Origin of the sequence: Burkholderia sp. ZZQ-2 (assembly GCF_050768715.1) — a bacterium.
Lineage (GTDB): Bacteria > Pseudomonadota > Gammaproteobacteria > Burkholderiales > Burkholderiaceae > Burkholderia > Burkholderia cepacia.
The window spans coordinates 1-26,258 of record NZ_LDVA01000372.1 but is presented as its reverse complement, the minus strand read 5'-3'; the positions used below and the strand labels follow the sequence as shown (position 1 = coordinate 26,258).

Here is a 26,258-nt window from a genome sequence, read left to right as displayed (position 1 = left end):
CGGCGTACCGAATGGGACTACACCGAGGCCGGGCTGCTCGCCAGCCGGGTGGACGCGGCCGGCCAGACCCTGCGCTACCAGTGGGACAAGCTCGGTCAGCTCACCGCGCTGCGCAACGAGAACGGCCGCGAAGCCGAGTTCCACTACGATCCGGTGGGTCGCCTGCTCGCCGAAACCGGCTTTGATGGCGCCACCACGCGCTACGAGTACGAGGAAGAAACCGGCAAGCTGGCGCGCGCGGTGGACGGGCAGCGCATCACCGCCTACACCTTCGATGCAATGGGCCGCCTCGCTGAGCGGCGCGCGGCGCTGCAAACCGGCGAGACGCCGCCGCGTGAGCAAGCCTGGCAGGTGGAACGCTTCGCGTATGACCTCAACGGCAACCTGGCGCTGGCCACCAACGCCGACAGCCGACTGCAATGGTTCCACGACGCGGCCGGCAACCTGGTGCGCGAGCACCAGCACTACATCTGCCTCGGCAAGCCGCTGGTCGGCGTGTGGCAGCACGAATACGACGCGCTCAACCAGCGTATCGCTACCGTGCGCCCGGATGGGCACCGCGTAAGCTGGCTCACCTACGGCAGCGGACACCTGCTGGCCCTGCAATTGAACGAGCGCGAACTGGTCAGCTACGAGCGCGACGACCTGCACCGTGAAATCGTCCGCACCCAGGGCAATCGCCTGCTGCAGAAGCAGCAGTGGGATGCCATGGGGCGGTTGAGCGAGCAGGTACTTGCCCACGAGGCCAAAGAGCCGGCCACGCAAACCGCTGGCGGCAGCCGCCTGCTGGTGCGCCGCTACCGCTACGACGCCAGCGGCCAGCTCACCGACATCAACGACACGCGGCGCGGCCAACTGGCCTACCGCTACGATCCGGTGGGCCGGCTGCTGGAGGCACAAAGCCGCCTGGGCCACGAAACCTTCGCGTTCGACCCGGCCAGCAACCTGATCGATCCGGCCGAACAGCGCGAGGCCGAGCGCCCGCGCATGCCGCGCATCAAGGCGCTGGACAACCTGCTCAAGCAGTACGCCGGCACCCACTACCAGTACGACGCGCGCGGTAACCTCAGCAAGCGCTGGCACCAGGGCAAGGAGAGCCGCTACACCTGGGACCTGTTCGACCGGCTCACGCATTACGAAGACGAGCGCCTGCAGGCGGACTACAGCTACGACGCCCTCGGCCGGCGTCTGACGAAATACAGCAAGGCCCACTACGAGGAACGCCGCGAGGCCGGCCCGCACTGGAACCGTGCTGAGCGGGTGAAGCGTAACCGCGAACTGCAATGCGGCTTCACGCTGTACGGCTGGGACGGCGACACGCTGGCGTGGGAAAGCAAGATCGCCGACGAGGATGGCTTTGGCGCGCGCACCACGCACTACGTCTACGAGCCGGGCAGTTTTGTGCCAGTGGCGCAGGCGGTGCGCGACGACGCCATTGAACTGCTCGACCAGCCGGACTACGGCGACTACTACCGGCAAGACGAAGACCCGCTGTGGATGCCACCGCCGCCCGCGCCACCGATAGACGGCTTAGCCTGGTATCAGTGCGATCATTTGGGCACGCCGCAGGAGTTGACGGACGAGCAGAGCGAGATCGCCTGGAGCGCGGAGTATCGTGCCTGGGGCGCGGTCAAGGAAGTGATTCGTAAGGCATCCGATGGGCGCGTGGAATTGCGCAACCCCATCCGGTTCCAGGGGCAGTACCATGACCACGAGACGGGGCTGCACTACAACCGGCATCGGTACTTTGACTACGGTACCGGAAGATACCTTAGTCCTGACCCTCTTGGACTAGGAGGTGGAATCAATGTCTATGCATATGCAGGCGGCAATCCTGTTGCTTACTACGACCCTCTGGGCCTAAAAAAATTTGGCAGAAATCATCCTCACTGTGTTGCAATTCGAGAAAAGATAACAGGGCTGCAGAATGAACTGGACACGCGTTGGTCAGAGCTGGTAGGAGGTCTTCCTGAGAGAATCGGTCCCGGTGAACGTTTGGCTGAAACAATGCGTGGTCATCGAACCATGATTAACCAGAAAGACTCGATTCTTCGTCGGTGGGAGAAGAAGTATGACGAAGATTGTGATGACAACGACCCGGACGATGGGAGCAGTGCATGTAGTGCGTGCCCGTCAGGCAGCACCGTTGTCAAAACTGCGGCGGGTGTCGGGGCAGCCTATGCTGCATATCGAGCTATTCGAATGATCCCATCCTTGGTGCCACCTCTATGGTGGACTATCCCCGCTAACGCGATGACACCATGACGACAACTATTGACGAACTACGGTTTCGTATAAACGCTTTACGAACTAGCTCCAAACGAAAAGAGGTCGCAGAGATTGCGTTCGCATTAGAGTATCTGTCGTTAACAGTTTCTCCCCTGCCCGGGGATATATTTTCGCTGTACCTGGAGGTGTTGTCGGATCCTCTAATTTTCTCTAGGCAAGGTATAGAGAGCTTCATTTCTGGAATTTACAACGACTTTGAGAAGCTCACCATCGATCAAAAAGGCATCCTATTGGAAGCCTTGGTTAATAACTCAAAAGGGTATGGTGATGAGAATTTGTGCTTCTCTGTTGGGGATATGATCGCTCGAAAGTACCCCGTCCAAGTTGCACTGGACGCTTTCCGCCGGATGTGGGCCTCGGGTGAGAAACACTCCCAATTCATTGCTCGATTCGGAGCAGATGTTCTATCCCTTTTTCTGCCAAAAGATGGGAAAGCACGTAATGAACTGCACAAGTTCGAACGTGAGATCGGTTTGAAAGAGCAGTGATTATCGCCCCAGATACACCGCCGTAATCTGCGTGCGCTCATGCCCCAGCTCGCGGCTGATCGCCTGCCGCGCCTGCGCATCCAAGGCGCGCTGCGCAGGCGTCAGTGATCGCGCTGGGAGGCCGCCAGTGGCCGGAGCCTTCCAGCCCGTCAGTGCTTCGTAGCGATCCTGCGCATAGCGATGCCGCAGCCCATGCATATGGCTCAGGCCCGCCGCCTTGCACTGCCCATCGTAGGTGTGGCGCTGTTGGAGTAGCTCTTGTGCGCGGGGATCAGCGAACCCACGCCAGCGAGTTGCCGCGCCTGGTTCAGCACCTCGCGCTGCGCGGCCGTGGTGATCGGCACATTGCGTTCGCGCCCGCCCTTGGTCCAAGAGCCTTTAAGCGCGATATGGTCGCCCCGATCGGCGTAGCTTGGCTGGAATTTGATGGATTCTTCCCGCCGCAGGCCGAAGGCTTTCTGTAGTTGCAAGCTCATGCGCACGTGTGCATTGCGCACTTGATCCAACCTCACATCCAAGTGCTGTGACTTGTCGGTGTTGGTCACATGCTGGCGCTCCGGGATACCCAGGCGCGTGTTATCGGCTGAAATCACCCCGGCCTTGCCCACCTTCTCGGCCCACCAGCGCAGATGCGACATGCGGTTTTTCACGGTGCCGGCCGACAAGCCTTCGGCCTGCCAGCGCTCGACCAGCGCGCCATATGCTTGCCCTTGATCGAGGACGCGCCCATCCGCCGAAAACCTGCCTCGCTCAGTTGGCGAGCAACCAAGGTCAGCGCGCGCAGCCGGTCGGCCTGGGTGGTGTGGCTGACATCCTTGTTGCGCCGGCAAAGCTGCCGCAACCCGTAGGTCAAATCATCCATAGCGTACCTCCAGGGCCTTGTGTCTTGTCCTGCTTTCTGAGATCGAATCGGTTAGTGAAATTGCCGGCTCGCTAGGCGAGGCTCCCGAAGGACAAGGGCATGGTGCTCAGAACACCGGTTTTGCCTCGGGAAATAAAACGCCATATTGTTTTGTAACTGAAAAAAGCAACTGAGTGGCAAATCTCGTGCGCTGATAGTGAAGGGTGCTCGCGTTCGACGACGCTAAAAATATACGTTTTATGACATTTTTAGATGCAATCCATTGATTGCGTGTTTGTCGTCATCCTTCATGAGACAAAGATCAATGTCTTGGGCCGCAGGTCGCCCGGGTGAGGTGCCTGCCTTTTCTTGACTGGCAACACATGCCGGGCCGAAAAGGCGAAGATACCTTTTCACTGGGGAAGATTTTTATCAATGTCTTCATTGGATGATGCGGAATGTGCATCAATTCCAGCTGTCGATAAATTGAGATGTCCAGTGCAAATTATGAAAATCTCGTGAGTGCCCTTGCGATACTGAATCGGTACTGTAATCCTCAAATAGAGCCATTCGTTTCGGAGTGGCGGGAGTTCTCAATTTTGATGAGTTCTACTTTGAGGAAAGCATGTTCGATCACAACCACTACGTTCCAGTATTGAAATGGCGTCAGGGAGAATATCTTGCGCTGTCCAGATTGACAGCGACCGTCATGGATTGGGTGACGCCGCTGTTTGAGGTGCCGACGGAGGCTTGGGACTTCGAAGCCGAAGCGCCTGCCAAGAGCCTAGACGAGCACTTGAGCAAATTTGGCGTGCGGCTCAAACAAAAATGGGACGCGCGACGTTGTCTTGTTGATTCCCCCTTTATCGACGGCGACGCATGTGTCGAGAGCGGCACGCATCATCTGGCCCATATCTTCGACCTGGCGCGGGTCGCTGGGGCCATGCCTGTTCCGGTGTTTGGGTTGGGGCGTTCCAAAGCGTACATGACCGCGGTGCGTGCGATTGCCGATCGTGACGGACGAGGCGCCTGCCTTCGACTGACGCCGGAAGACTTCGGTGTTTCAATGCATGCAGAAATGAATGCGGTGCTGAACGGGATCGGGATAGGGGAAGACGCGTGCGATCTCGTACTCGATTGTGCGGCCGACATCGCAACCAGCCCGAAGATGCAGGCATTGGTATGGAAGGGGCTGCTCGACGAACTGCCCAAGCTCGATGCGTGGCGATCCATCACGATTGCCGGGACGTCGTTCCCGCAGACATTGCCGTCGGCGTCGTATCGACCGTCGGGCCTGATCAAGCGTCATGACTGGCTCGGCTACAAATCACTTGTTGCAATGCTTCCTGCCGGCGCGCGGGTGCCGACTTTCGGTGACTACGCCGTGGCGCATCCGGAGACCGAACTCATCGATCCGCGCATGCTCGATCCCAATGCCAAGGTAAAGTACACGATCGACGACGAGTGGTTCATCGCGATGGGCGTGCAGGTCAAGAAACATGGGCGCGCGCAATACGCGGACATTTGCCGGAGCATCGTATCCGCCAGGCCGCCGATCTTCATGGGTGGCGCGTACTCACACGGTGACCAATTCATCGAGGACTGCGCGAGCGGCACTGGAAGTACCGGTGGCGCGTCAACCTGGCCGATGGTCGGGAGCAACCACCACGTCACGAAGGTTGTGAGGGATGTCGCCACTTTGTTCGGCGCTTCAACGCTTCCCTGACCTGCGCGCGAAGCGACGAAGGGGAAAGGCGTTGCGTGAGCAGCGTATACAGTGCTTGCCTGCTGCCGCGCAGCGCCTTCCTGTCAGTTTCAAGGGCTTCCAGAATGGCCAGTGCTTCGTCACGCCACAGAAGGTGGGCGACATGGAAGGGAGAGATGTCCGGGTTCATTGACGCGGCGCGCTCGGTTTCGATGTGAACCGCTCCGCGAGGGCCGACATGCGACACCTTGATACCCCACCACGGCGGAAGCAGATTCGCAGCTTCGACGAAGTGCCGTTCGCTCACGACCAGCGTCGCCTTGTCGAGGGCTCGCGAGTAGGCGTCGATCTGCAACGGAAGACGGTGCAGTGTATCGGCATCGCTTTTGAGCTCATACCCGTGAATGACGCCGTTGATCACCGCGATGTCGACCCGGCATGCGCCGTGCTCAAGCCCCAGCTCTTCCACGACGAGCACGTTCGGATTCGACAGCGGCTCTGCAAGGACCTTTTTCATGACAGCGGTTCGAACGTCGCGATCGCGAGTTGCGATACGAGGCGTTTGATTGCCGTTTGAAAATTTCGTCACGGGGAAGGGCCCTTGAATCGGTATGCAGCGGGGCATGTTAACACACGCAGAGGGTGTGTTTATCCCCGCTACCGTCAGGCTAATCCGGCGTCGGCATCACGCGCGCTGAGGACACTGCGATGCCCGTCGACGCTCAATCCCAATGCCGGTGATGGTAATACCCGCCACCACCGTAATACCCGCCGCCGTCAGGCACCACGATACAGCCGCTCAGCAACACGGCGACGCCAGCAATCAGCAAAAGGGTCTTCTTCATCGGGTTCACCTGCTCGGGTTCAATATGAAACCCAGCATAGCGAGCGCCCGCAACACCGGCTGTAAGCGATCGTTTCCCTGCTCCGCAATCCGTAACGGCGGATTATTCCGGTCACAATGACCGTAACAAATCCCCAAACAGCAGACGTTTTCAGGCAGTGACGACCCTGTTTCGCCCCGTATCCTTCGCGCGATAAAGCGCGGCATCGGCGGCTTCGATCAACGCATCGGGTGTCGAGAGATCGTCGGCCGCCACGGTCGCGCAGCCGACGCTCACGCTCACGCGTCCGGCGGGTGATGTCGGCATCGCGAGATCGAGCCGAAGTACCGCCTCGCGCGCTTCCTCGGCGACCACCCGCGCGCCGCGCGCGCCCGTGTTCGGCAGCACGATCGCGAACTCCTCGCCGCCGTAACGCGCGACCATGTCCGCGGGCCGCCTCACCGCGCCGGCCAACGCGTTCGCGACGGCAATCAGGCATGCGTCGCCCTTCACGTGACCGAACGCGTCGTTGTATGCCTTGAAGTGGTCGACGTCGACCATCAGCAGCGACAGCGGTTCGCCTTGCCGTCGCGACTGCAGGAACAGCGTGTGGAAGTGATCGTTGAAGTGCATGCGGTTGAATGCGCCCGTCAGGCCGTCGCGCGCGGACGAACGGATCAGCGTCGCGTGTGCCTCGAACAGCCGCTGATACAGCATCGTCACTTCCCATGCGAGCACGCACACGAGCACGCCCGGCGTGAACATGCTGAACACGCGCGCGAGATACCAGCCGACCGTGAATCGATTGGTGCTCATCAGGTTCAGCGTGGTGTCGGTGAGGCACGCGAGCACCGCGATCGCGAGCCACAGGTCGAGGGTCGTGCGCAGCCGGCCGGTGGCCAGCACGGCAACGAGCGCCAGCGCATTGAGCAGCCACACGACCAGCGCGACGGCGTTGACGGGCAGCACGGCCGCGTCGCCCGGCGGATGAAACGCGGGCGGCAGCGACACGTTCAGCGCGAACAGGCACAGCAATCCCGCGACGACAGCCGGCCCGCCGATCAGTGCGAGCGTCCACCACCGTGTCTGCCGTGCGCCGACCGGTGCGCGCGCCAGCCGCGCGCGCGCGAGCAGCGCGACCATCACGAAACTCGGGAAGCCGGCATGCCAGAAGATCCACATCCACGCGGCGCTTTGCGGTTGCGCACCGAACAGCCCGTGCGGCGCGAATACGCCGGGAAAGGTGAGCAGTTGCAGCGCGACGGCGAGCGCGGTGAACGCGTAGGCGCCGCCGAGTGCGCCGAGCACTGGCTGGCGGGTCACGGTGAACTGCGCGCCGAGAAAGAACGCAGCGATGCTCGCGGTGGTGAACACGGTGAGCGCGCACATCGGCATGAACGGCTCGACGGCCGGCAGCGCGACGTTCGCGTGCGGCGCGGCGATCCCGAGCGCGAGCACGATGACGAGCGCCGTCAGTGTGCCGAACCAGAGCTGACGGCGTGTCGTGTGCTGGATCAGGATGCCTTCCATGGAGTTCCCCGGGCACGTACGCGGAAACGCCCGGTCTTGCGCCGGGCGACAGGGAGCCGGCCGCTGCGCGACCGGTGCGGCCTGATCCTATCGCGTTATGGTTGCGCGCTCAAACCCCGAGGCCGGGACCGAAGTTGCCGGCAACCCAGTGCGTGACGGCGTCGACGTCCGCGTAGTCCTGTTCGGGCAGGCCGTCGAGCATCGACAGCACTTCGTTGCTGGCGCCCGCGTCGCGCGCGGCATCGACGATCGCATCCTTGTTGGCCGGATAGCGGACGGCCGCCAGCACGTCGGCGATCTGCAGGTCGATCGTTTCGTTGGGAATGTCGTGCGGAGGCTGGGCGGGCTGGTCGTTCACGGCGGCGTCTCGCTGAGTGAGCGGGTTGAGCGGGAATCGGATCGAGGCGGAATTCGGGCGTGTAACCGGGTGCGTACCGGGGCGCGTCATGCGTTCACACGCCAGGGCGGCCAGGCCGGCGCGCCCCGCGGATGAACGCCAATCGACTCAATGCCCGCGTCGCACGCGGCGCCACGGATGCTTCCAGTCGATGTGCGGCGCGTTTTCGTCGCGCGGATGCTGGCGCCGATGTTCCTGCCACAGTTCGTCGGAAAACAGCGCCGCCACGATCACGAGCGGCAGCACGAGGAAAATTCCGAGTATCACTTGCTCGATCACGATAGCCTCCTTGCGGTGGCAGGAACCCTTGCTCCCATTCTAGGCTCTGAACTTCGCCCGCGTTCAACTTCTTACAGTGCGGAACAGGCCCGGAAGCGGCCTTGCCCGCACGTGCGCCGGCATCAAAAAGGACATGAACATGCAACTCCAGAACGATACCAACACGCTTGCGCTGCGGCCGCTGGAGCGCCAGGACCTGCGCTTCGTCCACGAACTGAACAACGACGCGAAGATCATGCGCTACTGGTTCGAGGAGCCGTACGAAACCTTCTCGGAACTGTCACAACTGTACGATCGCCACGTGCACGACCAGCGCGAGCGCCGTTTCGTCGCGGTCGACGCGCAAGGCGAACTGGTCGGCCTCGTCGAACTGATCGAGCTCGACTACATCCATCGCCGCGGCGAGTTCCAGATCATCATCGCGCCGCAATGCCAGGGGCGCGGTTATGCGGGCCAGGCGACGCGCCTCGCGATCGAGTACGCGTTCAAGGTGCTGAACATGCGCAAGCTGTACCTGATCGTCGATACGTCGAATGCGGCAGCGATTCATGTGTATGAAAAATGCGGATTCCAGCACGAGGCCGAGTTGAAGGAAGAATTTTTCGGAAACGGCGCGTATCACAACGCTTATCGCATGTGCATCTTTCAACGCGATTATTTCGAACACCAGCAATCCAGTCCGAACAAGGCAGGGTAAACGCGCTGGCGAAAGGCGCTTGCAGCGGGTTTTCACGGGCACCGAATACATTCGGGGAACTACGGATAAATACGGATTCGCTTATACCTGGCATTTTTCTTGTATCACGTATTTGCGATTCCGCGCTGCGGTAAAGTCGATTCGTTTCGAATGACTTTATGTGCGGCGCATCAAAATGATCCGGATGACGAAATGGATTATCCAAACCGTTCAATCGCCGCAATGTAACTTGGATGAAAGCCCTGCCGGATAACGCTTTCCGCCCGGCGTGACGGGCCTGTCCGCCACGCAACGGGTGTTGCCCGCCGCGCGTGCCGCGCGAAAAACAGGCTGCGCACGGGGTGCGACAATCCGCCGCTATTGCGGTCGCACAACAAATGTGCTTGCTATCGCTTGCCGGTCTTCTAAAGTGAAAAACGCGGGTTCACGATCACCTTTAAACACATAGCTAACCCAAGCCTGGTGCCCGCAAGCCTGGAGACAGAACATGATGAAGCGTACCGGTATCCTTTTTGCCCTCGTCGGCGCATTTTGCGCGGTGTCGATTGCCCAGGCGGGCGGCGATTCGGCCGTCAAGCCGACGCAGGAAATCCAGTTGACGAAGAATGCATGGGGCTGCCTGTCGAAAGACAATCTGGATTCCGTACTGAGTCACGAACGTGACGGCAAGTCGCAGGCGAAGCAGCAATACTTCGACGACTACCGTTGCCTGTCGGTACCGGAAGGCCAGCGTTTCCGCGTCGTGTCGGTCGACCAGGGCGACGTGCAGTTCGTCAGCGCCGACAACAGCGACCAGCAAGGCCTCTGGACCGATTCGCGCTTCGTCAAGCAGTAACCGCCCATTCACCGCGCAGTCGCACGACGCGCGAGCGCGCCGGCCCGATGAGCCGGCGGCGCGAACCGAACACGGCCCGGCACATGCCGGGCCGTTGCGCTGTGGGTGACGCATGACACGCGCCGGACGGCGCGCATTCGGTATCATCACGGCCCGACCGAACCGAATGCCCGCCCGGGCCGCATCCGCATGGCGCTGAAATCCACGATCTACAAAGCCGAACTGCAAATCGCCGACATGGATCGGCATTACTACGCCGATCACGCGCTGACGGTGGCGCGCCATCCGTCGGAAACCGACGACCGGATGATGGTGCGCATCGTCGCGTTCGCGCTGTTCGCGCACGAGCGGCTCGAATTCTGCAAGGGGCTGTCGGATGTCGACGAGCCCGATCTGTGGCAGAAGGACCTGACGGGCGCGATCGACGTCTGGATCGAAGCCGGCCAGCCCGACGAGCGGCGCATCTCGAAGGCGGCCGGCCGCGCCGGGCAGGTCACCGTGATCGCGTACGGCGGCAAGACGTCGGATATCTGGTGGCAGGGCGTGCGCAGCAAGGTCGAGCGGCTGCGCAACGTGCAGGTGCTGTCGCTGGCCGACGGCGTCGCGGCCGCGCTCGGGCGGCTCGCGGAGCGCTCGATGCGCCTGCAGTGCACGGTGCAGGACGGCACCGCGTGGATCTCGAGCGCCGACCACGATCCGGTCGCGGTCGAATGGACGGTGCTGAAGGCGCGCGCGGATGCATGACGGCCCGCGTGGCGGCCGTGTTCAGCCGATCGCGGCCGGCGGCCCCTTGAATTCGAGCATGTTGCCTTCCGGGTCGAACAGGTAGATCGACGGCCCGTAGCCGCCGGCGCCGTAGCGTTCCGCAGGCGCGCCCGGCCGTGCGCCATGCGCGGTGAAATGGGCGGTCAATGCGTCGGGATCGAACGGCTCGACGCGCAGGCACAGGTGATCGAGATTGCGCCCCGTGCCGGGCGGGCCGCTGTCAGGGCGGTCGATCGGGCCGCCGACCGACAGCAGGTCGATCAGTGCATCACCGGCGCGTAGCTGCACGAGGCCCAGGTCGGGCTGTTCCTTTTCCACATGGCAGCCGACGGCGTCGCAGTAAAAGCGCGTCATCGCGGCCATGTCGGTCACGCGCAGCACGATGTGATCGATCGCGCGGATGGTGGGTTTCATGGACAGGCGCTCCTTCGCAGTCGACGAGCATCGAGTGTAGACGCATCGCGCCTGCGCCGCCTGCCGGAACGCGGCACAATCGACGGACGAAAAAAAGCCCGTTCACGCGGAGCGGAACGGGCTTAATCCATATCAGGAGGAGACATGGAGGAGACAGTTCCAACTATACACACGGCGATGGTGCGGCGCAATATTCCGAATGCAAAAAAACGTCAGGACGGCGATTTGTCGCATCTGCGGTGCAGCAAAGGGTGACGGGACGGTGACGAAAACCGCGCTGCAGCAGCCGGCGCGCGCGTTTCGCCGGACTTATTTTCGGGTGATGCGCCCCTGATTATCCGGGGCGAATCACAGAGCAAGATTCAGGGCGCGACGGCACGTGCCGATGTCTAGAGTAGGCACCATCTACACTAGAGAGTGCGAGGTTCAGATGAAAACCGCCTATCCGACCGATGATGCCCGCTGGGGCGCCGTGACCGAGCGCGATCCGCATGCGGACGGCGCGTTCTTCTATGCCGTGAGCACGACCGGCGTGTTCTGCCGTCCGACCTGTGCGTCGCGGCTGCCGCGTCGCGAAAATGTGTCCTTCTTCGCCGATCCGGCCGCCGCGCGCGCGGCCGGCTTCCGGCCTTGCAAGCGCTGCCAGCCGGAAGGGCTGCCGCGCGAGCTCGAGATCGTCAACCGCGCGTGCGCGGTGCTCGACGCGCATGCCGAGCGGCTCACGCTGCAGCAGCTGAGCGATGCCGTGCACGTGAGCCCGTTTCATCTTCAGCGGCTCTTCAAGCGCGTGGTCGGCGTGTCGCCGCGGCAGTACCAGGCCGCGCAGCGCGGCGCCGCGCTGCGGCAGGCGCTGCAAAGCGGGCAGCCGGTCACGCAGGCGGCCGTCGACGCGGGTTTCAACTCGCCGTCGCGACTCTATGCGTCGGTACCGCGCGAGCTCGGGATGGCGCCGTCGGCGTTCCGCCGCCAGGGCGCCGGCCTGCGGATCGACTTTGCGACCGCCTCGACGTCGCTCGGCACGGTACTCGTCGCGGCGACCGGGCAGGGCATTTGCCGGATCGCGTTCGGCGACGAACCGGCCGCGCTCGTCGGCGAGCTGAAGGACGCGTTCGCGCGCGCCGAGCTGGTCGAAGCGTCGGCACGGCTCGCGCCGTTCGTCGCGCAGATCCGCGCGTACCTGGACGGCACGCGGCACGCGTTCGACCTGCCGCTCGACATCGCGCCGACCGCCTTCCAGCAGCGCGTGTGGGAAGCGCTGACGCATATTCCGTACGGCGAAACGCGCAGCTACTCGGAGATCGCCGAGGCGCTGGGCGCGCCGCGTGCGGTGCGCGCCGTCGCGTCCGCGTGCGCGTCGAACCCGGTCGCGCTCGCGATCCCGTGCCACCGCGTCGTACAAAAGGGCGGCGCGCTGTCCGGGTATCGTTGGGGCGTGCGCCGCAAGGCGACGCTGCTCGCTGCCGAGGCGCGTCATGTGCACGACGATGAAACCGAATCCGTTGCGGAGGGCAGCGCAGTTTGAGCATCGCAAGAACGACAATTACGTTCATCGTGAACGGCGGCCGTGTGCCGCCGTCCGCGCACATGGAACTGCGCTTCAATGCGCCTTACGACTGGGCGCGCGTCCTGCGCTTCTTCAGCGGGCGTGCGATTCCGGGCGTCGAGCAGGTGGCGGACGGCGTGTATCGCCGCATCGTCGACCTGCACGGCGACGCCGGCCGGCTCACGGTTGCGAAACATCCGCGCAAGCATTGCCTGGTCGCGACGGTCGAAGGCGCGGTCGCGCGTCATGTCGATGATGCGTTCGCCGCGCGCGTCGCGACGATGTTCGACCTCGGCGCCGATCCGGCCGTCATCGGCAGCGGGCTGGCACGCGATCCGTGGTTCGCGCCGCTCGTCGAGGCCGCGCCGGGGCTGCGCGTGCCGGGTGCATGGTCGGGGTTCGAGCTGGCCGTGCGCGCGATCGTCGGCCAGCAGGTGAGCGTGAAGGCCGCGACGACGATCGTCGGCCGGCTCGTCGAGCGGGCCGGCGAGCGCGTGGTTCATGAAGACGACGGTGCGCCCGCATGGCGTTTTCCGACGCCGGAGGCGCTGGCCGCCTGCGATCTCGACAAGATCGGGATGCCCGGCAAGCGGGTGGCGGCACTGACGGGCACGGCGCGCGCGGTGGCGGCCGGCGACGTGCCGGTCGATCGCGAGCACGCCGATCTCGCGACGCTGCGCGGTGCGTGGCTCGATCTGCCCGGCATCGGCCCGTGGACCGTCGAATACATCGCGATGCGCGCGTGGCGCGATCCGGATGCCTGGCCGGCCTCCGATCTCGTGCTGATGCAGTCGATCGCCGCGCGCGATCCGGCGCTCGACCGGCTCGCGACCCAGAAGCGCCGCACCGAAGGCTGGCGACCGTGGCGCGCGTACGCGGCGCTGCATTTGTGGAACGAAGTGGCCGACCGGGCGGGCGGCGCGCGCGGCGGGTGAGGGCAACTGCCGATCACCGAGTTTCGCGGCCGGGTGCGACCCGGCGAAGCCGCGATGCAACCCGTCGCGCAGGCCGTGCCGGTGTTCGTTGGCGACCGGCCGGACTTCGGCCGTCACGGCCATTTCTCGAATCCGTCGTGCGCCCGATGCAGGGGCGCACGACGCACACTTTCGCCTCTCTCCGCGGCCGATTCGGCGGCACGGTTGCACCTGCCGTCACCGGTTCGCGCGTCACGTTCCGTCGGACGAATGCGCTCAACCGGCGTGCCCGTCGTCGTCGCCTGGAACCGTCGGGAGATGCGGCAATCGCCGCGGCCGGCCCGTCCGGCGGCCCGCTCCGGCCCGCGCACCATGCCCGGCGCCACCTCAAGCGCGGGTTTCGGCGAGATGTTAAAGTGCCCGCTACCAACGAAGCGACCAACAATCCAGCCGGCCGCGCGCGGCGTTCTGCGCGCGGCCGTCACGCACTTGCGTCTCCATGTCGAACACCATGACTCACCGCCAGTCCGAACTGCTGCTGAATCGCCTCGAAGCACTGAGCTCGGGCCCGACGCGGCAGCATCTGCCCGACGGCCTGCGCGGCATCGAAAAGGAAAGCCTGCGCGTGACGCGCGACGGGATGATCGCGTTCACGCCGCATCCGCGCGCGCTCGGTTCGGCGCTCACGCATCCGGCACTGACGACCGATTATTCCGAAGCGCTGATCGAGCTGATCACGCCCGCGGAACGTGACGCCGCGATCACGCTCGAACGCCTCGACGATCTGCATCGCTACGTCTATGCGTCGCTCGGCGACGAGATGCTGTGGAACGACTCGATGCCGGGCCTGCTGCCGGCCGACGACCAGATCCCGATCGCCGACTACGGCACGTCGAACATCGGCCGCCTGAAGACGGTGTACCGGCGCGGCCTCGCGTATCGCTACGGCCGCACGATGCAGTGCATCGCCGGCATCCACTACAACTACTCGCTGCACGAGGAAGTGTGGCGGCGCCTGCATGCGGAAGAAGGGTCGACGGCTACGCTCGTCGATTACCAGTCGGAGCGCTATCTCGCGCAGATCCGCAACTTCCGCCGCCGCAGCTGGCTGCTGATGTACCTGTTCGGCGCATCGCCCGCGCTCGACACGAAGTTCCTGCGCGGCAAGCCGCACAGGCTCGACACGTTCGACGCCGATACGCTGTACCTGCCGTATGCGACGAGCCTGCGGATGAGCGACCTCGGCTACTCGAACACGACCGCCCAGGCCGCGCTGCACGTCGACTACAACACGCTGCCCGGTTATCTCGACGCGCTGTCGAAGGCCGTGAGCGAGCCGTATCCGGCGTACGAGGCCATCGGCACGCATCGCGACGGCGAGTGGATCCAGATCAACACGAACGTGCTGCAGATCGAAAACGAGTTCTATTCGACGATCCGACCGAAGCGCGTCACGTATTCGGGCGAGCGGCCGCTGCATGCGCTCGCGTCGCGCGGCGTGCAGTACATCGAGGTGCGCTGTCTCGACATCGATCCGTTCGAGCCGACCGGCATCGCACTGGAAACCGCGCGCTTCATCGACGCCTTCCTGCTCGCGTGCGCGCTCGACGAGAGCCCGGTGCTCGACTGCCCCGCGTACCAGGAGGCGAACGCGAACTTCGGCAGCGTGACGATGGAAGGGCGCAAGCCCGGGCTCACGCTGCAGCGCGATGGCGCGCCGGTCACGCTGCAGGCGTGGGCGGACGAGCTGATGGCCGATATCGAAACCGTCGGCCGCCGTCTCGACGAAATCCGCGGCGGCGACGAACATGCGCGCGCGATCGCCGCGCAGCGCGAGAAGCTCGCCGATCCGGAGCGCACGCCGTCCGCACGCGTGCTGCGCACGATGCGCGAGCACGGGCAATCGTTCCTCGGGTTCGCGCTGGCACAGAGCGAAGCGCATGCCGCGCATTTCCGCGCGCACCCGCCGTCGGCGGAGACGCTGCGCACCGAGCAGGCGCTCGCCGCGAAGTCGCTCGCCGAGCAGGCCGAGCTCGAAGCGAAGGAGGCCGGATCGTTCGACGCATTCGTCGCGGCCTATCGCGCATATACGCTGAACCGCTTCAGCGTGTGATGTCTGGCGCACGCGCACCGCGTCGGTCGGCGCGGTGCGCGATGCATCCTCCGTCGCCGGTCGGTGTGCGCCGTGGCGCCCCCGATCCGGGTCGATCCACCGTCAGTGGTGTGCGTACGTGCCGCGATCGGTCGCGTGCGGCAGCGCCGGCTTGCCCGATTCCACGTTTGCCCTGCCGTCGCTGCCGTAGCCGGCGTCCCCGCCGCGTGCCTGCGCGGCACGGTGCATGATCGCCTGCATCTTTTCCGGAAAGTCGGGACTGCTTGCCAGGCTCGTCCGGTAGCCGGCGGCCTGCAGCTCCACGAGTTCCTGGCGGACCTCGGCGCGCGTCAGCGTCGACGCGGTCTGCGCGTGCGCGGCGAAGGCCGCGCCGATCAGCACGCATGCGCATACGGCTTGTTTCATCGTCTTCATCGTGTTCACTCCGTGAGGTTCCGGTGCCGTGCCGTGGCCGGCGCGGGCGGAATCGATGCAGCCAGTCTAGGCTTCGGACGCCAGACGAAACATCCCGCCCGCCGTCAGGCACCTTTGCCGCATGTGCAACATTGCGCGGGTGAGCCTCGCATGACGGGCATCCTGTCGAACGCGACAGCGGCCCGCCCGCTGCCTGTCAGCCTGCGGCGGCGGGTTCGTATCGGGTCGGCACGCATCGGGCTTGTCCTCCTTGTACAAGCGCCCCGCGCCTCCTAACCTCTTTTAAGCGACCGGTCGGTTGGCCGTGCGACGTCGTTGCGTGCACAAGCGCCTGAGCGCCGTCGCGATTGCGGAAGGACCGCTTTGCACCGAATCCGGGGGCGCCGCCGCGCCAGCCCCGGGTCGACTTTGGAGACGCGATGAATCCCACCGACGCCCTGCCGCCCGGCATTGTCTTCGCGCAGCCGTTGACGCCGGTCGCCAACTCGCTGCTGCTGTCCTTCCTCGTCGCCGCGATTCCGATCGCCGTCGCGCTGATCGCGCTCGGCGTGCTGCGCCGCCCCGCGTGGCAGGCGTCGCTCGCCGGGCTGGTCGCCGGCCTCGCGGTCGCGATCGGCGCATGGGGGATGCCGGCCGGGCTCGCGTTCAACGCGGTCGGCGCGGGCATGGCGCTCGCGGTCGTGCCGGTGATGTGGATCGTCTTCAACGCGCTGCTGCTGTACAACATCGCGGTGAAGTCGGGCCGCTTCGACCAGTTCCGGCAGTGGATGCTCGACAACCTGCCCGACGATCGGCGCCTCGTGCTGCTCGTCGTCGCGTTCTCGTTCGGCTGCCTGCTCGAAGGGATATCGGGATTCGGCACGCCGGTCGCGATCACGAGCGCACTCCTGATCGCGCTCGGCTTCCCCGCGCTCGAAGCGCTCACCTATACGCTGCTGTTCAACACGGCGCCGGTTGCGTTCGGCGCGCTCGGCGTGCCGATCACCGTGCTCGGCGCGGTGACGTCGCTGCCGCCCGCGACACTCGCGCAGATGGTCGGCCGCCAGTTGCCGTTCTTCGCGCTGCTGTTGCCGTTCTACGTGGTCGGCGCGTACGGCGGGCTGCGCTCGATCTCGAAGCTGTGGCCCGCGCTGCTCGTGTCGGGCGGCAGTTTCGCGATCGCGCAGTTCGTCACGTCGAACTTCCTCGGCTACCAGCTCACCGACGTGCTGTCGTCGCTCACGTCGCTGATCGTCACGATCGGTTTCCTCCAGGTGTGGAAGCCGCAACCCGATCCGCAATACGCGCTCGCGCGCAGCGTGCCCGCAACGGCCGGTGCCGCCCGCGCGGGTTTCGGCGGCTGGCTGCCGTGGCTCGTCGTGTCGGTGGTCGTGATCGTGTGGGTGCACGCGAACGTCGCGGCGATCGGCGACGTGAAGATCAAGTGGCCGGGCCTGCACAACGCGGTGTTCGTGTCGCTGTACCACAAGCCGTATGCGGCGATCTGGGACTTCCAGCCGCTCGGCACCGGCACCGCGATCCTGCTCTCGGCGATCATCACGGCCGCGCTGACGCGCACCGGCGCCGGCGCGTTCCTCGAGTGCGTGGTCAAGACCTGGCGGCAGACGTGGATCGCGATCGTCACGGTGATGATGATCGTCGGGCTCGCGTACCTGCTGAACTACTCGGGAATCAGCTATACGCTCGGCACCGGCGTCGCGTCGACGGGGGCGCTGTTCCCGCTGGTGTCCGCGTCGCTCGGCTGGATCGCCGTGTTCCTGTCCGGCAGCGACACGTCGGGCAACGCGCTGTTCGGCAACCTGCAGGTCGTGGCCGCGCGGCAGCTCGGCCTCGATCCGGTGCTGATGGCCGCGACCAACTCGTCGGGCGGCGTGATGGGCAAGATGATCTCGCCGCAGAACATCGCGACGGGCGTGTCGACGACGGACCTGAAAGGGCAGGAAGGTGTCGTGTTTGCGCGCACCTTCTGGCACAGCGTGATCCTCACGCTGCTGCTCGGCGTGCTGGTGTTCCTGCAGCAGCACGTGCTGACGTGGATGATTCCGGCACTGCCGAAATGAGGTGAGCGCAACGACAGAAGGAAGGCACGAGGAAAAACGAGGGAAGGCGCGGGAAAAGCGCCGGCAAAGTGCGGAACCGGCGAACGCGCGGCAGTTCAGCGCGCGTTCGCCGGCCGCGCCGTTCGTCCTGCTTCATCCGCCCCGGCTGCCGAGGCTGCCGAGGCTGCCGCGGCCGTGTTGCCGTCGGCCGGCAGGATGCACGCGAGAAACGCGTCGATCGCGGGGCTCTGGCGGCGCGCCTTCAGGTAGTACACGTATTCGTCGATCGTCGTGTCCACGCCGCGCAGCGCGATCACGCGCAGGTCGGGATGGCGCTCGGCCTCGCCGAGCGGAAACAGGCTGCCGCCCACGCCGTGCAGGATCGCCTCGCGGATCGCTTCGCGGCTGCCGATCTCGGCCATCGATACTGCCGCGACACCGGCCGCCGCGAGGATCGTCTCCGTGCAGCGGCGCGTCACCGAGCCTTCCTCGCGAATCAGCAGCCGCACGTCGGCGAGCTGCGCCGGATCGATCGCGTCGAAACGCGCGAGCGGATGCGTGCGATGCACGACGAGCACGAGCGGGTCGGTCGAGATCACCTTGCGTTCGAGGCCTTCGGCGTCGTTGCGCTGCGACGATACCGCGAGATCGATGCGGAATTCCTGCAGCGCCTGCAGGATTTCCTCGGAGTTGCCGATCCGGCACGTGAGCGCGATCGACGGATGCGCGTTCGAGAAGCGGCCGACCGCGTCCATGATGTAGTACGGCCCCGTCGCACCGATCCGCAGATGACCTTCGAACAGGCCGCCGACGTTGCGCAGCATGATGTCGGCCTGCGCCTCGAGCGCGATCATCTTCTCGACGAGCGGCAGCAGCTCGATACCCGTCTCGGTGACCTCGAGCTTGCGGCCGCTGCGGTAGAACAGCTCGACGCCGTACAGCTGCTCGACCTGCCGGATCTGCGCGGCAATCGTCGGCTGGCTCACGCCCAGGTGGCGTGCGGCGCGCGTGATGCTGCCCTGCCGGACGGTCGCGTGGAACGCCTTCAGCTGATCGAACACGACTCGGCTTCTCCCCTCTTCATCGCGCGTCAGCGTAGCGCATGCGTGTGTCGGCCGCATGAAAGGCGCGTCGTGCGCCGCTTCGAAAAAAAGCTGGGGGTGAGCGCAAGAAAGCTGCTGGAACCGGTCACGGCCGGGACATGCCGGTGCGGGGTAATAGCGCGTAACACACCGACCGCCGGCCCCGCTCGACCGGCGCCCCACTCCTACCGACAACAGGGTTCCCTTCATGTCTTCGAACAATCGACGCGATTTCCTGCGCCTCGCCGCGCAGTCGGCCGGTGCGATGGCCGCCTACGCGGGCTTCCCGCCCGCGATCCGCAATGCGCTGGCGATGCCGGCCGCCTACCGCACGGGCACGATCCGCGACGTCGAGCACGTCGTGATCTTCATGCAGGAAAACCGTTCGTTCGACCATTACTTCGGCGGGCTGCGCGGCGTGCGCGGCTTCAACGACCCGCGCCCGCATCTGCTGCCGAGCGGCGCACCGGTGTGGCAGCAGCCGCCGGCATCGGTGTTCACGAAGAACTACCATTCGCGCGGCCTCGATCCGTCGGCGCCGTACGTGCTGCCGTTCTACCTCGACCCGAAGCAGACGACCGAATTCCAGCCGGGCACCAACCACGGCTGGAGCAGCGGCCACCTGTCCTGGAACAACGGCCAGTGGGACCAGTGGGTGAACCAGAAGCAGGACGTGCTGACGATGGGCTACCTGAAGCGCCAGGACCTCACGTACCACTACGCACTGGCCGACGCGTTCACGATCTGCGATTCGTACTTCTGCTCCGCGCACGCCGACACCGCGCCGAACCGCATCTACCTGTGGACCGGCACGGTCGACCCGCGCAACATCTACGGCACCCCGCCGAACGGCCCGGGCATCGGCGAGCGCGACGACGTGAACGGCTACACGTGGACGACCTACGCCGAGCGCCTCGAGCACGCGAAGATCAGCTGGAAGGTGTATCAGGGCGGCACGGGCATCCCGGGCGACCCGACCGACAACTACACCGACAACTCGCTGATGTTCTTCAAGAAGTTCCAGGTGAAGGAAGGTGCGAGCGGCCCGCTGGTCGACAAGGGCGCGTCGGACCACACGCTCGCCGAGCTGAAGGCCGACGTGCAGGCGAACCGGCTGCCGCAGGTGTCGTGGATCGTCGCGCCGTACAAGTACAGCGAGCACCCGCAGGCGTCGCCGACCGACGGCGCGTTCTACATCAACATGGTGCTCGAGGCGCTGACGTCGAACCCGGAGGTGTGGGCGAAGACGGTGTTCATCCTCAACTACGACGAGAACGACGGGCTGTTCGACCACGTCGTGCCGCCGGTGCCGCCGGTCACGAGCGGCGTGGGCGGCCAGGGCATCGTGTCGTCGAACCTGCTGTCGAACCTCGGCGACGAGCTGCTCGACCTGAACAAGTACCCGGGCGAAATGAGCCCGCTCGTGCCGGGCGCGGACCCGGGCGGCATCCAGCCGATCGGCCTCGGGCCGCGCGTGCCGCTGATCATCATCTCGCCGTGGACGAAGGGCGGCTGGGTCTGCTCGGAGACGTTCGACCATACGTCGGTGCTGCGTTTCCTCGAAGCGCGCTTCGGCGTGAAGGAGCCGAACATCAGCGCATGGCGCCGCTCGATCTGCGGCGACCTCACGTCGGCATTCGACTTCTCCGCGCGCCCCGACACGCGCACGGTGAGCTTCACGGTGCCGCAGCACATCGCGACGGCCGGCCAGGCGTACCAGGTGCCCGCGCAGCAGGCGATGCCGGCGCAGGAACCCGGCACGCGGCCGGCGCGGGCGCTGCCGTACGAGCTGTTCGTGCACAGCCGCGTGAGCGGCCATGACGACAGCGTGTCGCTCGACTTCGCGAACACCGGCGACGCGGGTGCGGCGTTCTACGTGTACGACCGCCGCAATCCGGCAACGCCGCCGCGTCGTTATGCAGTGTCCGCGCACGATCGCTTCGTCGACACGTGGAACACGTCGGCTGCGCGCGGCGATTACCATCTCGCGGCATACGGCCCGAACGGCTATCTGTGCGAGTTCCAGGGCAACACGCGGCTCGCGGCCGACGGGCGGCACGCGAACCCCGAAGCGCGGATCGGCTACGACGTGCGCAACCGTCACGTGTACCTGCAACTGCGCAACAGCGGGCGCGCAACCTGCCGCGTGACGGTCGACAACGCGTACAGCCATGCGCATGCGCGCACTTACACGCTGGAGCCGGGCGAACGCGTCGAGGATCACTTCGCGCTGTCGTCGAGCCACGGTTGGTACGATCTGACGATTACTGCGACGACGCTGCGCGGCGGCGACGACAAGGTCGTGCGCCGCTTCGCGGGCCACGTCGAGACGGGCCGGCCGAGCCACAGCGATCCGGGGCCGGTGAAGCACGCGACGGCCTGACGGCCGTCACGCGTCGCGCGATGCGGGCGAGGTCGGCCCGCCGCGCGAGCACCGCCTGCCGGCTGCATCCCGATTGCATCCCGATTGCATCCCGATTGCATCCCGGTACGTGGGATTGGCTTTTGGAAACTGAAAACTGTTGACAATGTGTCGGGCCGAGGATATACAAGGATCATTCGCCGATATGGCGCCCTCGTTCCCTACCGCAGCCTTGCTGCCTGCCCGACCATGACAGCCCCGAACGCGCTCAGCGCCATCGAACTCCTGCAAAGCCAGTCGCTCGCGATGATCGTCCAGGACATGCTCGAGCGCGCGATCGTCTCCGGCGAATACGCACCCGGCGAGAAGCTCAACGAAGTCGAGATCGCGACCCGGCTGAACGTGTCGCGCGGCCCCGTGCGCGAAGCGTTCCGGGCGCTCGAGCAGGCCGGCCTGCTGCGTAACGAGAAGAACCGCGGCGTGACGGTGCGCGTCGTGCCGCTGCGCGAGGCCGAGGAGATCTACGAAGTGCGCGCGATGCTCGACGAGTCGGTCGCGCGCGCGCTCGCGAAGCGCATCTCGCCCGACACGCTGAAGGTGCTGAAGGGCATCATCCAGTCGATGAAGGACGCCGCGAAGTCCCACGACGTCACGCGCTATACGGAGCTGAACGTGCAGTTCCACGACGCGATGGTCGTCGGCGTCGGCAATACGCACCTCACCGATACTTACCGCCGGCTGGTGCGCCAGCTCGGGCTGCTGCGCCAGGCCGCGATCGAGGCCGAGGAAGACGCGATCGCGGTGTCCGCCGCCGAGCACGACAAGATCGTGCAGGCGCTCGCGCGGGGCGACGAGGAGCAGGCGGTCGCGCTGGTGCGCGAGCACGTTTCGCATGGCCTTGCGCGGATGCGCCGTACGCACGAGCAGGGGCTGCCCGCGACGGGCAAGGCGGCGCGGGAGAAGGCCGGCGCGTGAGTGGGGGCGGTGCGCGTCATCGCACATTGATGACGAAAGAGCGTTGACCGGGCGCTCACCGCCTTCCGTTCTTGCATGGCGAGTTTCGGCTGGCTTGCTTGTCGCATCGGACAGGCGTAGCTCCGGTCGAAATCGAGGGCGCGCGGGCTGAATGCAAGGATCGCCGGCAGGCGATCATTTGCCGCGTCGTTTATCAAAGGCATCGTCCAGAACCCAGCCCGTGCCGGATTCGCAGTGCACTTGTGTGTATGCGTAAATTTTGGCAACACGATCCGTCAATGGAACACAGGATTCACCTTTCCTGACCGTAAAGATCGGCTGGGTTCTATCGTCGTTTGGCTCGGCAAACGCAGGCATGTTCTGAAGCACTGTCCACTTCTCGTCTTTATATTTCGAGCACGCACCGATCGTCATGGTGAGTGCGGCGAATAACAGAAGGCGCATCATTTTTTGGGATATCGTCGGATTCCAATCAGGCGTTTCGAGTGGCGCAGGCGGCGCGTGCCCATCGCGTCGGCGGCCTCGTAGAGCCGGCCGTCGGCCAGCGACAGCGCGGTGACGAGGATCATCAGCACGTGCGGGAATGACGCGGACACCCTGCTCAGCACGATGCCCGGCAGCCCGTAGATCGAATGGCCGTGCAGCAGCGGCTTCAGCAGCCCCGCGTTGCCGAACCGGTAGATGAACAACGTCGCGGACAACAGCGTCGGCGCGAGCAGCGGCAAGAGCTCGATCGGGCGCGCGGTGTTCTTCAGCGGCATGTACGAGCGCGTCAGCGCATACGCATACGCGAACGTGAACATGAACGCCATCGGCACGACGATCATCATGACGAGCGCGCTGACCGTCAGCGAATGCAGCATCGAGCGCAGCACGCCGCCGTCCTCGAGGTAATCGACGAAATTGTGCGCGCCGACGAATCGGCCGTCGGCATCGACGAAGCATTTCTGCACGACGAGCGCGAGCGGCAGGAGCAGGAACAGCGACATCAGCGTGGCCAGCGCGAGACGGGCCGCGCCCGCCGGCCATGCATCCAAACGCCTGTTTACCGGCACTTCGTTCATCTTCAGACCCCTTGACAGTGGCGCCGCGGCACACGGCGGATGACTGGAGGCCAGCCCTCTTGCCGCTTCGTTGTTTTGCTTTCTGTCGTCTGCATGTTGTTGACAATCAACAGATCATCAATTTTAATGTCGAGCATGGAAAGCACCTCCCTTCGGCGCGACGTGGGCGCCGACGGCTCTACCCTTCGAACTGAAAGGAATGAACGTCGTGATTGAAACGCCTGTGTCCGTGGAAGTGAACGGCCGTCGCTACAACTGGATGAGCCGGCCGGTGGTGGTCGTCTGTGTCGACGGCTGCGCATACGAATACCTGGAGGAAGCCGCCGAGGCCGGCGTCGCGCCGTTCCTGCGCACGCTGCTGAAACCGGGCACGGCGCTCAAGGGCGAGTGCGTGGTGCCGAGCTTCACGAACCCGAACAACCTGTCGATCGTGACGGGCGTGCCGCCGGCGGTGCACGGGATAAGCGGCAACTATTTCTACGATCGCGACACCGGCGCCGAGGTGCTGATGAACGATCCGAAGTACCTGGTCGCCCCCACCGTGCTCGCGGCCTTCTCCGAGCAGGGCGCGCGTGTCGCGGTCGTCACCGCGAAGGACAAGCTGCGCCGCCTCCTCGGCAAGGGGCTGAAGGGCATCTGCTTCTCGTCGGAAAAGGCAGACGAGGCGACCGTCGAGGAAAACGGCATCGACAACGTGCTCGAGCTGGTCGGCAAGCCCGTGCCGAGCGTGTACAGCGCGGACCTGTCGGAATTCGTGTTCGCGGCCGGCGTGCGCCTGCTCGAGACGCGCCCGATCGACCTGATGTACCTGTCGACCACCGACTACGTGCAGCACAAGTGCGCGCCCGGCACGGAAGGCGCAAACGCGTTCTACGCGATGATGGACACATACCTGCAGCGCCTCGACGAACTCGGCGCGATCGTCGCGATCACGGCCGACCACGGGATGAACGCGAAGCACGACGATGAAACCGGCGAGCCGAACGTGATCTACCTGCAGGAGCTGTTCGACGAGTGGCTCGGGCACGACGCGGCGCGCGTGATCCTGCCGATCACCGATCCGTACGTCGTGCACCACGGCGCGCTCGGCTCGTTCGCGACCGTCTACGTGCCGGCGTCGGCCGATGCCGAGGCGCTGCGCGCGCGGCTCGCCGCGGTCGACGGCATCGAGGTCGTGCTGACGGGCGCCGAGGGCTGCGCGCGCTTCGAGCTGCCGCCCGCGCGCATGGGCGACCTGATCGTGATCTCGAAGCAGGACGTCGTGCTCGGCACGCGCCGCATCAAGCACGACCTGTCGGGCCTCGACGTGCCGCTGCGTTCGCACGGCGGGATCTCCGAGCAGATCGTGCCGCTGATCTTCAGCAAGCCGGTCGCCGGCGACGTCACGGGCCGCGCGCGGCTGCGCAACTTCGACATCATCGACATCGCGCTCAACCATCTGCAGTGATGCGTACGCATCCGCAAGGGGACACACTCATGAACGCCATTGCAGCATCGACGGACATCCGCGAGATTCGTCGCGAAGCACTGCGAATCGACGGCGAACGGATTCATCGGGACGCGGTGATCGAAGTGCGCAACCCGTACGACGGCGCGCTGGTCGGCACCGTGCCGAAGGCGACGCTCGACGACGTGCGGCGCGCGTTCGCGGCCGCGCGCGCATACCGGCCGGCGCTCACGCGCCACGATCGCGCGGCGATCCTGCGCCGCGCGGCCGACATCGTGCGTGCGCGCACGGCGGAGATCGCGGCGCTGATCACGGCCGAGGCCGGGTTGTGCATCAAGGATTCGACGTACGAGGCGGGCCGCGTGGCCGACGTGCTGACGTTCGGCGCCGGCGAAGTGCTGAAGGACGACGGACAGATCTTCTCGTGCGACCTGACCCCGCACGGCAAGAAGCGCCGCGTGTACACGCAGCGCGACCCGCTGCTCGGCGTGATTTCGGCGATCACGCCGTTCAACCACCCGATGAACCAGGTTGCGCACAAGATCGTGCCGTCGATCGCGACCAACAACCGGATCGTCGTGAAGCCGTCCGAGAAGGTGCCGCTGTCGTGCTACCTGTTCGCGGACATCCTGTACGAAGTCGGCCTGCCGCCGCAGATGCTGCAGGTGCTCACCGGCGACCCGCAGGAGATCGCCGACGAGCTGATCACGAACCCGGCGATCGACCTCATCACGTTCACGGGCGGCGTATCGATCGGCAAGTCGATCGCGGCGCGGATGGGCTACCGGCGCGCGGTGCTCGAACTCGGCGGCAACGATCCGATCATCGTGATGGAAGACGCCGATCTCGACGAAGCGAGCACGCTCGCGGTGTCGGGTTCGTACAGGAACTCGGGGCAGCGCTGCACGGCGATCAAGCGGATGCTCGTGCACGAGTCGGTGGCCGATCGCTTCACCGGGCTGGTCGTCGAAAAAACGCGTGCGTGGTCGTACGGCAATCCGGCCGATCCGTCGGTGGACATGGGTACGGTGATCGACGAAGCGGCCGCGAAGTTCTGCGAGCGGCAGGTGAACGACGCGATCGCGCGCGGGGCCCGGCTGCTGGTCGGCAACGTGCGCGACGGCGCGCTGTATTCGCCGACGGTGATCGATCGCGTGACGCCCGACATGCCGCTCGTGAAATACGAAACCTTCGGGCCCGTGTCGCCGATCATGCGTTTCCGCGACATCGACGAAGCGATC

The 26,258-nt window shown here is 65.1% G+C and carries 24 protein-coding genes and 2 pseudogenes; 14 read left to right on the top strand and 12 right to left on the bottom strand.

The genetic code is table 11. From position 1 onward, the window contains the following. Window positions 1-2,265 (top strand): RHS repeat-associated core domain-containing protein (locus ABY44_RS37970; RefSeq protein WP_431643561.1); only part of this gene is annotated, 2,265 nt, incomplete at its 5' end. Then, window positions 2,262-2,777 carry a hypothetical protein gene (locus ABY44_RS37965; protein WP_155637949.1) on the top strand — a complete coding sequence of 172 codons (516 nt, stop codon included), beginning with the start codon at window positions 2,262-2,264 and terminating at the stop codon, window positions 2,775-2,777. The genes ABY44_RS37970 and ABY44_RS37965, both read left to right, overlap by 4 nt. Here the strand turns inward: ABY44_RS37965 and ABY44_RS37960 are convergent. After that, window positions 2,778-3,639 (bottom strand): annotated as a pseudogene (locus ABY44_RS37960) (integrase domain-containing protein). Between the two features lie 604 nt (window positions 3,640-4,243). Here ABY44_RS37960 and ABY44_RS37955 point away from each other — a divergent pair. Beyond that, window positions 4,244-5,344, top strand: a complete 1,101-nt coding sequence (locus tag ABY44_RS37955; RefSeq protein ID WP_060173373.1) for a beta family protein — start codon at window positions 4,244-4,246, stop codon at window positions 5,342-5,344. On the opposite strand, the gene ABY44_RS37950 is transcribed toward ABY44_RS37955, so the two are convergent. The 5 genes from ABY44_RS37950 to ABY44_RS37930 all read right to left on the bottom strand — a co-directional run bounded on the left by ABY44_RS37950 (window position 5,289) and on the right by ABY44_RS37930 (window position 8,353). Further along, window positions 5,289-5,840, bottom strand: coding sequence for a sce7726 family protein (locus tag ABY44_RS37950; RefSeq protein ID WP_060173372.1), 552 nt, complete (start codon window positions 5,838-5,840; stop codon window positions 5,289-5,291). The genes ABY44_RS37955 and ABY44_RS37950 overlap by 56 nt on opposite strands. A 205-nt stretch (window positions 5,841-6,045) precedes the next feature. After that, window positions 6,046-6,168, bottom strand: coding sequence for a hypothetical protein (locus ABY44_RS37945; protein WP_021157980.1), 123 nt, complete (start codon window positions 6,166-6,168; stop codon window positions 6,046-6,048). Window positions 6,169-6,318: 150 nt separating this feature from the next. Beyond that, entirely contained in the window at window positions 6,319-7,677 is a 1,359-nt protein-coding gene (locus ABY44_RS37940; protein ID WP_059700515.1) for a sensor domain-containing diguanylate cyclase, read from the bottom strand. 109 nt (window positions 7,678-7,786) lie between these two features. After that, window positions 7,787-8,035, bottom strand: coding sequence for a DUF2795 domain-containing protein (locus tag ABY44_RS37935; protein ID WP_027788809.1), 249 nt, complete (start codon window positions 8,033-8,035; stop codon window positions 7,787-7,789). A 147-nt stretch (window positions 8,036-8,182) separates the two neighbouring features. Beyond that, entirely contained in the window at window positions 8,183-8,353 is a 171-nt protein-coding gene (locus ABY44_RS37930) for a hypothetical protein (RefSeq protein WP_006489933.1), read from the bottom strand. A gap of 139 nt (window positions 8,354-8,492) precedes the next feature. Here ABY44_RS37930 and speG point away from each other — a divergent pair, with 139 nt between their 5' ends. The 3 genes from speG to ABY44_RS37915 all read left to right on the top strand — a co-directional run bounded on the left by speG (window position 8,493) and on the right by ABY44_RS37915 (window position 10,629). Next, window positions 8,493-9,050: a spermidine N1-acetyltransferase gene (gene speG / locus ABY44_RS37925; protein ID WP_059700557.1), complete on the top strand. Its 558-nt coding sequence runs from the start codon at window positions 8,493-8,495 to the stop codon at window positions 9,048-9,050. A 487-nt stretch (window positions 9,051-9,537) separates the two neighbouring features. Further along, window positions 9,538-9,885: a surface attachment protein Sap1 gene (gene sap1, locus ABY44_RS37920; RefSeq protein ID WP_027788811.1), complete on the top strand. Its 348-nt coding sequence runs from the start codon at window positions 9,538-9,540 to the stop codon at window positions 9,883-9,885. Window positions 9,886-10,074: 189 nt separating this feature from the next. Beyond that, window positions 10,075-10,629 carry a YaeQ family protein gene (locus ABY44_RS37915; RefSeq protein ID WP_021157976.1) on the top strand — a complete coding sequence of 185 codons (555 nt, stop codon included), beginning with the start codon at window positions 10,075-10,077 and terminating at the stop codon, window positions 10,627-10,629. Between the two features lie 21 nt (window positions 10,630-10,650). On the opposite strand, the gene ABY44_RS37910 is transcribed toward ABY44_RS37915, so the two are convergent. Beyond that, window positions 10,651-11,064: a VOC family protein gene (locus ABY44_RS37910; RefSeq protein WP_059700513.1), complete on the bottom strand. Its 414-nt coding sequence runs from the start codon at window positions 11,062-11,064 to the stop codon at window positions 10,651-10,653. Between the two features lie 430 nt (window positions 11,065-11,494). Between ABY44_RS37910 and ada the strand changes: the two genes are divergently transcribed. The 3 genes from ada (at window position 11,495) to gshA (ending at window position 15,634) form a co-directional block, all read left to right on the top strand. Next, window positions 11,495-12,586 carry a bifunctional DNA-binding transcriptional regulator/O6-methylguanine-DNA methyltransferase Ada gene (ada, locus tag ABY44_RS37905; RefSeq protein WP_027788812.1) on the top strand — a complete coding sequence of 364 codons (1,092 nt, stop codon included), beginning with the start codon at window positions 11,495-11,497 and terminating at the stop codon, window positions 12,584-12,586. Next, window positions 12,583-13,542: a DNA-3-methyladenine glycosylase family protein gene (locus tag ABY44_RS37900; protein ID WP_059700512.1), complete on the top strand. Its 960-nt coding sequence runs from the start codon at window positions 12,583-12,585 to the stop codon at window positions 13,540-13,542. Before ada ends, ABY44_RS37900 begins: the two co-directional genes overlap by 4 nt. A gap of 478 nt (window positions 13,543-14,020) precedes the next feature. Beyond that, window positions 14,021-15,634, top strand: coding sequence for a glutamate--cysteine ligase (gshA, locus tag ABY44_RS37895; protein WP_059700510.1), 1,614 nt, complete (start codon window positions 14,021-14,023; stop codon window positions 15,632-15,634). Between the two features lie 102 nt (window positions 15,635-15,736). On the opposite strand, the gene ABY44_RS37890 is transcribed toward gshA, so the two are convergent. Then, window positions 15,737-16,048, bottom strand: a complete 312-nt coding sequence (locus ABY44_RS37890) for a DUF4148 domain-containing protein (protein ID WP_059700555.1) — start codon at window positions 16,046-16,048, stop codon at window positions 15,737-15,739. A gap of 419 nt (window positions 16,049-16,467) precedes the next feature. On the opposite strand from ABY44_RS37890, the gene ABY44_RS37885 reads away from it, so the two are divergent. Continuing rightward, window positions 16,468-18,108, top strand: coding sequence for an L-lactate permease (locus tag ABY44_RS37885; RefSeq protein WP_027788816.1), 1,641 nt, complete (start codon window positions 16,468-16,470; stop codon window positions 18,106-18,108). A gap of 95 nt (window positions 18,109-18,203) precedes the next feature. Here the strand turns inward: ABY44_RS37885 and ABY44_RS37880 are convergent, their stop codons facing one another. Next, window positions 18,204-19,148: a LysR family transcriptional regulator gene (locus ABY44_RS37880; protein ID WP_060173371.1), complete on the bottom strand. Its 945-nt coding sequence runs from the start codon at window positions 19,146-19,148 to the stop codon at window positions 18,204-18,206. 229 nt (window positions 19,149-19,377) lie between these two features. Here ABY44_RS37880 and ABY44_RS37875 point away from each other — a divergent pair, with 229 nt between their 5' ends. Further along, on the top strand, window positions 19,378-21,552 hold the full coding sequence (locus tag ABY44_RS37875) for a phosphocholine-specific phospholipase C (RefSeq protein ID WP_060173369.1): 2,175 nt from the start codon (window positions 19,378-19,380) through the stop codon (window positions 21,550-21,552). Between the two features lie 228 nt (window positions 21,553-21,780). Next, the gene (locus ABY44_RS37870) at window positions 21,781-22,506 is read left to right on the top strand and encodes a phosphonate utilization associated transcriptional regulator (RefSeq protein ID WP_027788819.1); all 726 of its coding nucleotides are present in this window, start codon (window positions 21,781-21,783) and stop codon (window positions 22,504-22,506) included. Between the two features lie 174 nt (window positions 22,507-22,680). Here ABY44_RS37870 and ABY44_RS37865 read toward each other — a convergent pair whose 3' ends face one another. The 3 genes and pseudogenes from ABY44_RS37865 to ABY44_RS37855 all read right to left on the bottom strand — a co-directional run bounded on the left by ABY44_RS37865 (window position 22,681) and on the right by ABY44_RS37855 (window position 23,707). Beyond that, window positions 22,681-22,953, bottom strand: a complete 273-nt coding sequence (locus ABY44_RS37865; RefSeq protein WP_155637349.1) for a hypothetical protein — start codon at window positions 22,951-22,953, stop codon at window positions 22,681-22,683. A 41-nt stretch (window positions 22,954-22,994) separates the two neighbouring features. Beyond that, window positions 22,995-23,519, bottom strand: a pseudogene (locus tag ABY44_RS37860) (putative 2-aminoethylphosphonate ABC transporter permease subunit); the annotation flags it as partial. A gap of 53 nt (window positions 23,520-23,572) precedes the next feature. Continuing rightward, window positions 23,573-23,707 carry a hypothetical protein gene (locus ABY44_RS37855; protein ID WP_269139823.1) on the bottom strand — a complete coding sequence of 45 codons (135 nt, stop codon included), beginning with the start codon at window positions 23,705-23,707 and terminating at the stop codon, window positions 23,573-23,575. 62 nt (window positions 23,708-23,769) lie between these two features. Here ABY44_RS37855 and phnA point away from each other — a divergent pair, with 62 nt between their 5' ends. Then, complete coding sequence (phnA, locus tag ABY44_RS37850) at window positions 23,770-25,017, top strand: phosphonoacetate hydrolase (protein ID WP_060173365.1); 1,248 nt, start codon at window positions 23,770-23,772, stop codon at window positions 25,015-25,017. 29 nt (window positions 25,018-25,046) lie between these two features. Beyond that, window positions 25,047-26,258: phosphonoacetaldehyde dehydrogenase (gene phnY / locus ABY44_RS37845; RefSeq protein ID WP_431643560.1), on the top strand; the 1,212-nt coding region annotated here is incomplete at its 3' end.

What these genes read in the sequence shown, in the direction of transcription:
- ABY44_RS37965 (WP_155637949.1), top strand. Translation starts at nt 2,262, where the DNA reads ATGACGACAACTATTGACGAACTACGGTTTCGTATAAACGCTTTACGA.
- ABY44_RS37955 (WP_060173373.1), top strand. Translation starts at nt 4,244, where the DNA reads ATGTTCGATCACAACCACTACGTTCCAGTATTGAAATGGCGTCAGGGA.
- ABY44_RS37950 (WP_060173372.1), bottom strand. Translation starts at nt 5,840, where the DNA reads ATGAAAAAGGTCCTTGCAGAGCCGCTGTCGAATCCGAACGTGCTCGTC.
- ABY44_RS37945 (WP_021157980.1), bottom strand. Translation starts at nt 6,168, where the DNA reads ATGAAGAAGACCCTTTTGCTGATTGCTGGCGTCGCCGTGTTGCTGAGC.
- ABY44_RS37940 (WP_059700515.1), bottom strand. Translation starts at nt 7,677, where the DNA reads ATGGAAGGCATCCTGATCCAGCACACGACACGCCGTCAGCTCTGGTTC.
- speG (WP_059700557.1), top strand. Translation starts at nt 8,493, where the DNA reads ATGCAACTCCAGAACGATACCAACACGCTTGCGCTGCGGCCGCTGGAG.
- sap1 (WP_027788811.1), top strand. Translation starts at nt 9,538, where the DNA reads ATGATGAAGCGTACCGGTATCCTTTTTGCCCTCGTCGGCGCATTTTGC.
- ABY44_RS37915 (WP_021157976.1), top strand. Translation starts at nt 10,075, where the DNA reads ATGGCGCTGAAATCCACGATCTACAAAGCCGAACTGCAAATCGCCGAC.
- ABY44_RS37910 (WP_059700513.1), bottom strand. Translation starts at nt 11,064, where the DNA reads ATGAAACCCACCATCCGCGCGATCGATCACATCGTGCTGCGCGTGACC.
- ada (WP_027788812.1), top strand. Translation starts at nt 11,495, where the DNA reads ATGAAAACCGCCTATCCGACCGATGATGCCCGCTGGGGCGCCGTGACC.
- gshA (WP_059700510.1), top strand. Translation starts at nt 14,021, where the DNA reads ATGTCGAACACCATGACTCACCGCCAGTCCGAACTGCTGCTGAATCGC.
- ABY44_RS37890 (WP_059700555.1), bottom strand. Translation starts at nt 16,048, where the DNA reads ATGAAGACGATGAAACAAGCCGTATGCGCATGCGTGCTGATCGGCGCG.
- ABY44_RS37885 (WP_027788816.1), top strand. Translation starts at nt 16,468, where the DNA reads ATGAATCCCACCGACGCCCTGCCGCCCGGCATTGTCTTCGCGCAGCCG.
- ABY44_RS37875 (WP_060173369.1), top strand. Translation starts at nt 19,378, where the DNA reads ATGTCTTCGAACAATCGACGCGATTTCCTGCGCCTCGCCGCGCAGTCG.
- ABY44_RS37870 (WP_027788819.1), top strand. Translation starts at nt 21,781, where the DNA reads ATGACAGCCCCGAACGCGCTCAGCGCCATCGAACTCCTGCAAAGCCAG.
- ABY44_RS37865 (WP_155637349.1), bottom strand. Translation starts at nt 22,953, where the DNA reads ATGATGCGCCTTCTGTTATTCGCCGCACTCACCATGACGATCGGTGCG.
- ABY44_RS37855 (WP_269139823.1), bottom strand. Translation starts at nt 23,707, where the DNA reads ATGCTCGACATTAAAATTGATGATCTGTTGATTGTCAACAACATGCAG.
- phnA (WP_060173365.1), top strand. Translation starts at nt 23,770, where the DNA reads ATGAACGTCGTGATTGAAACGCCTGTGTCCGTGGAAGTGAACGGCCGT.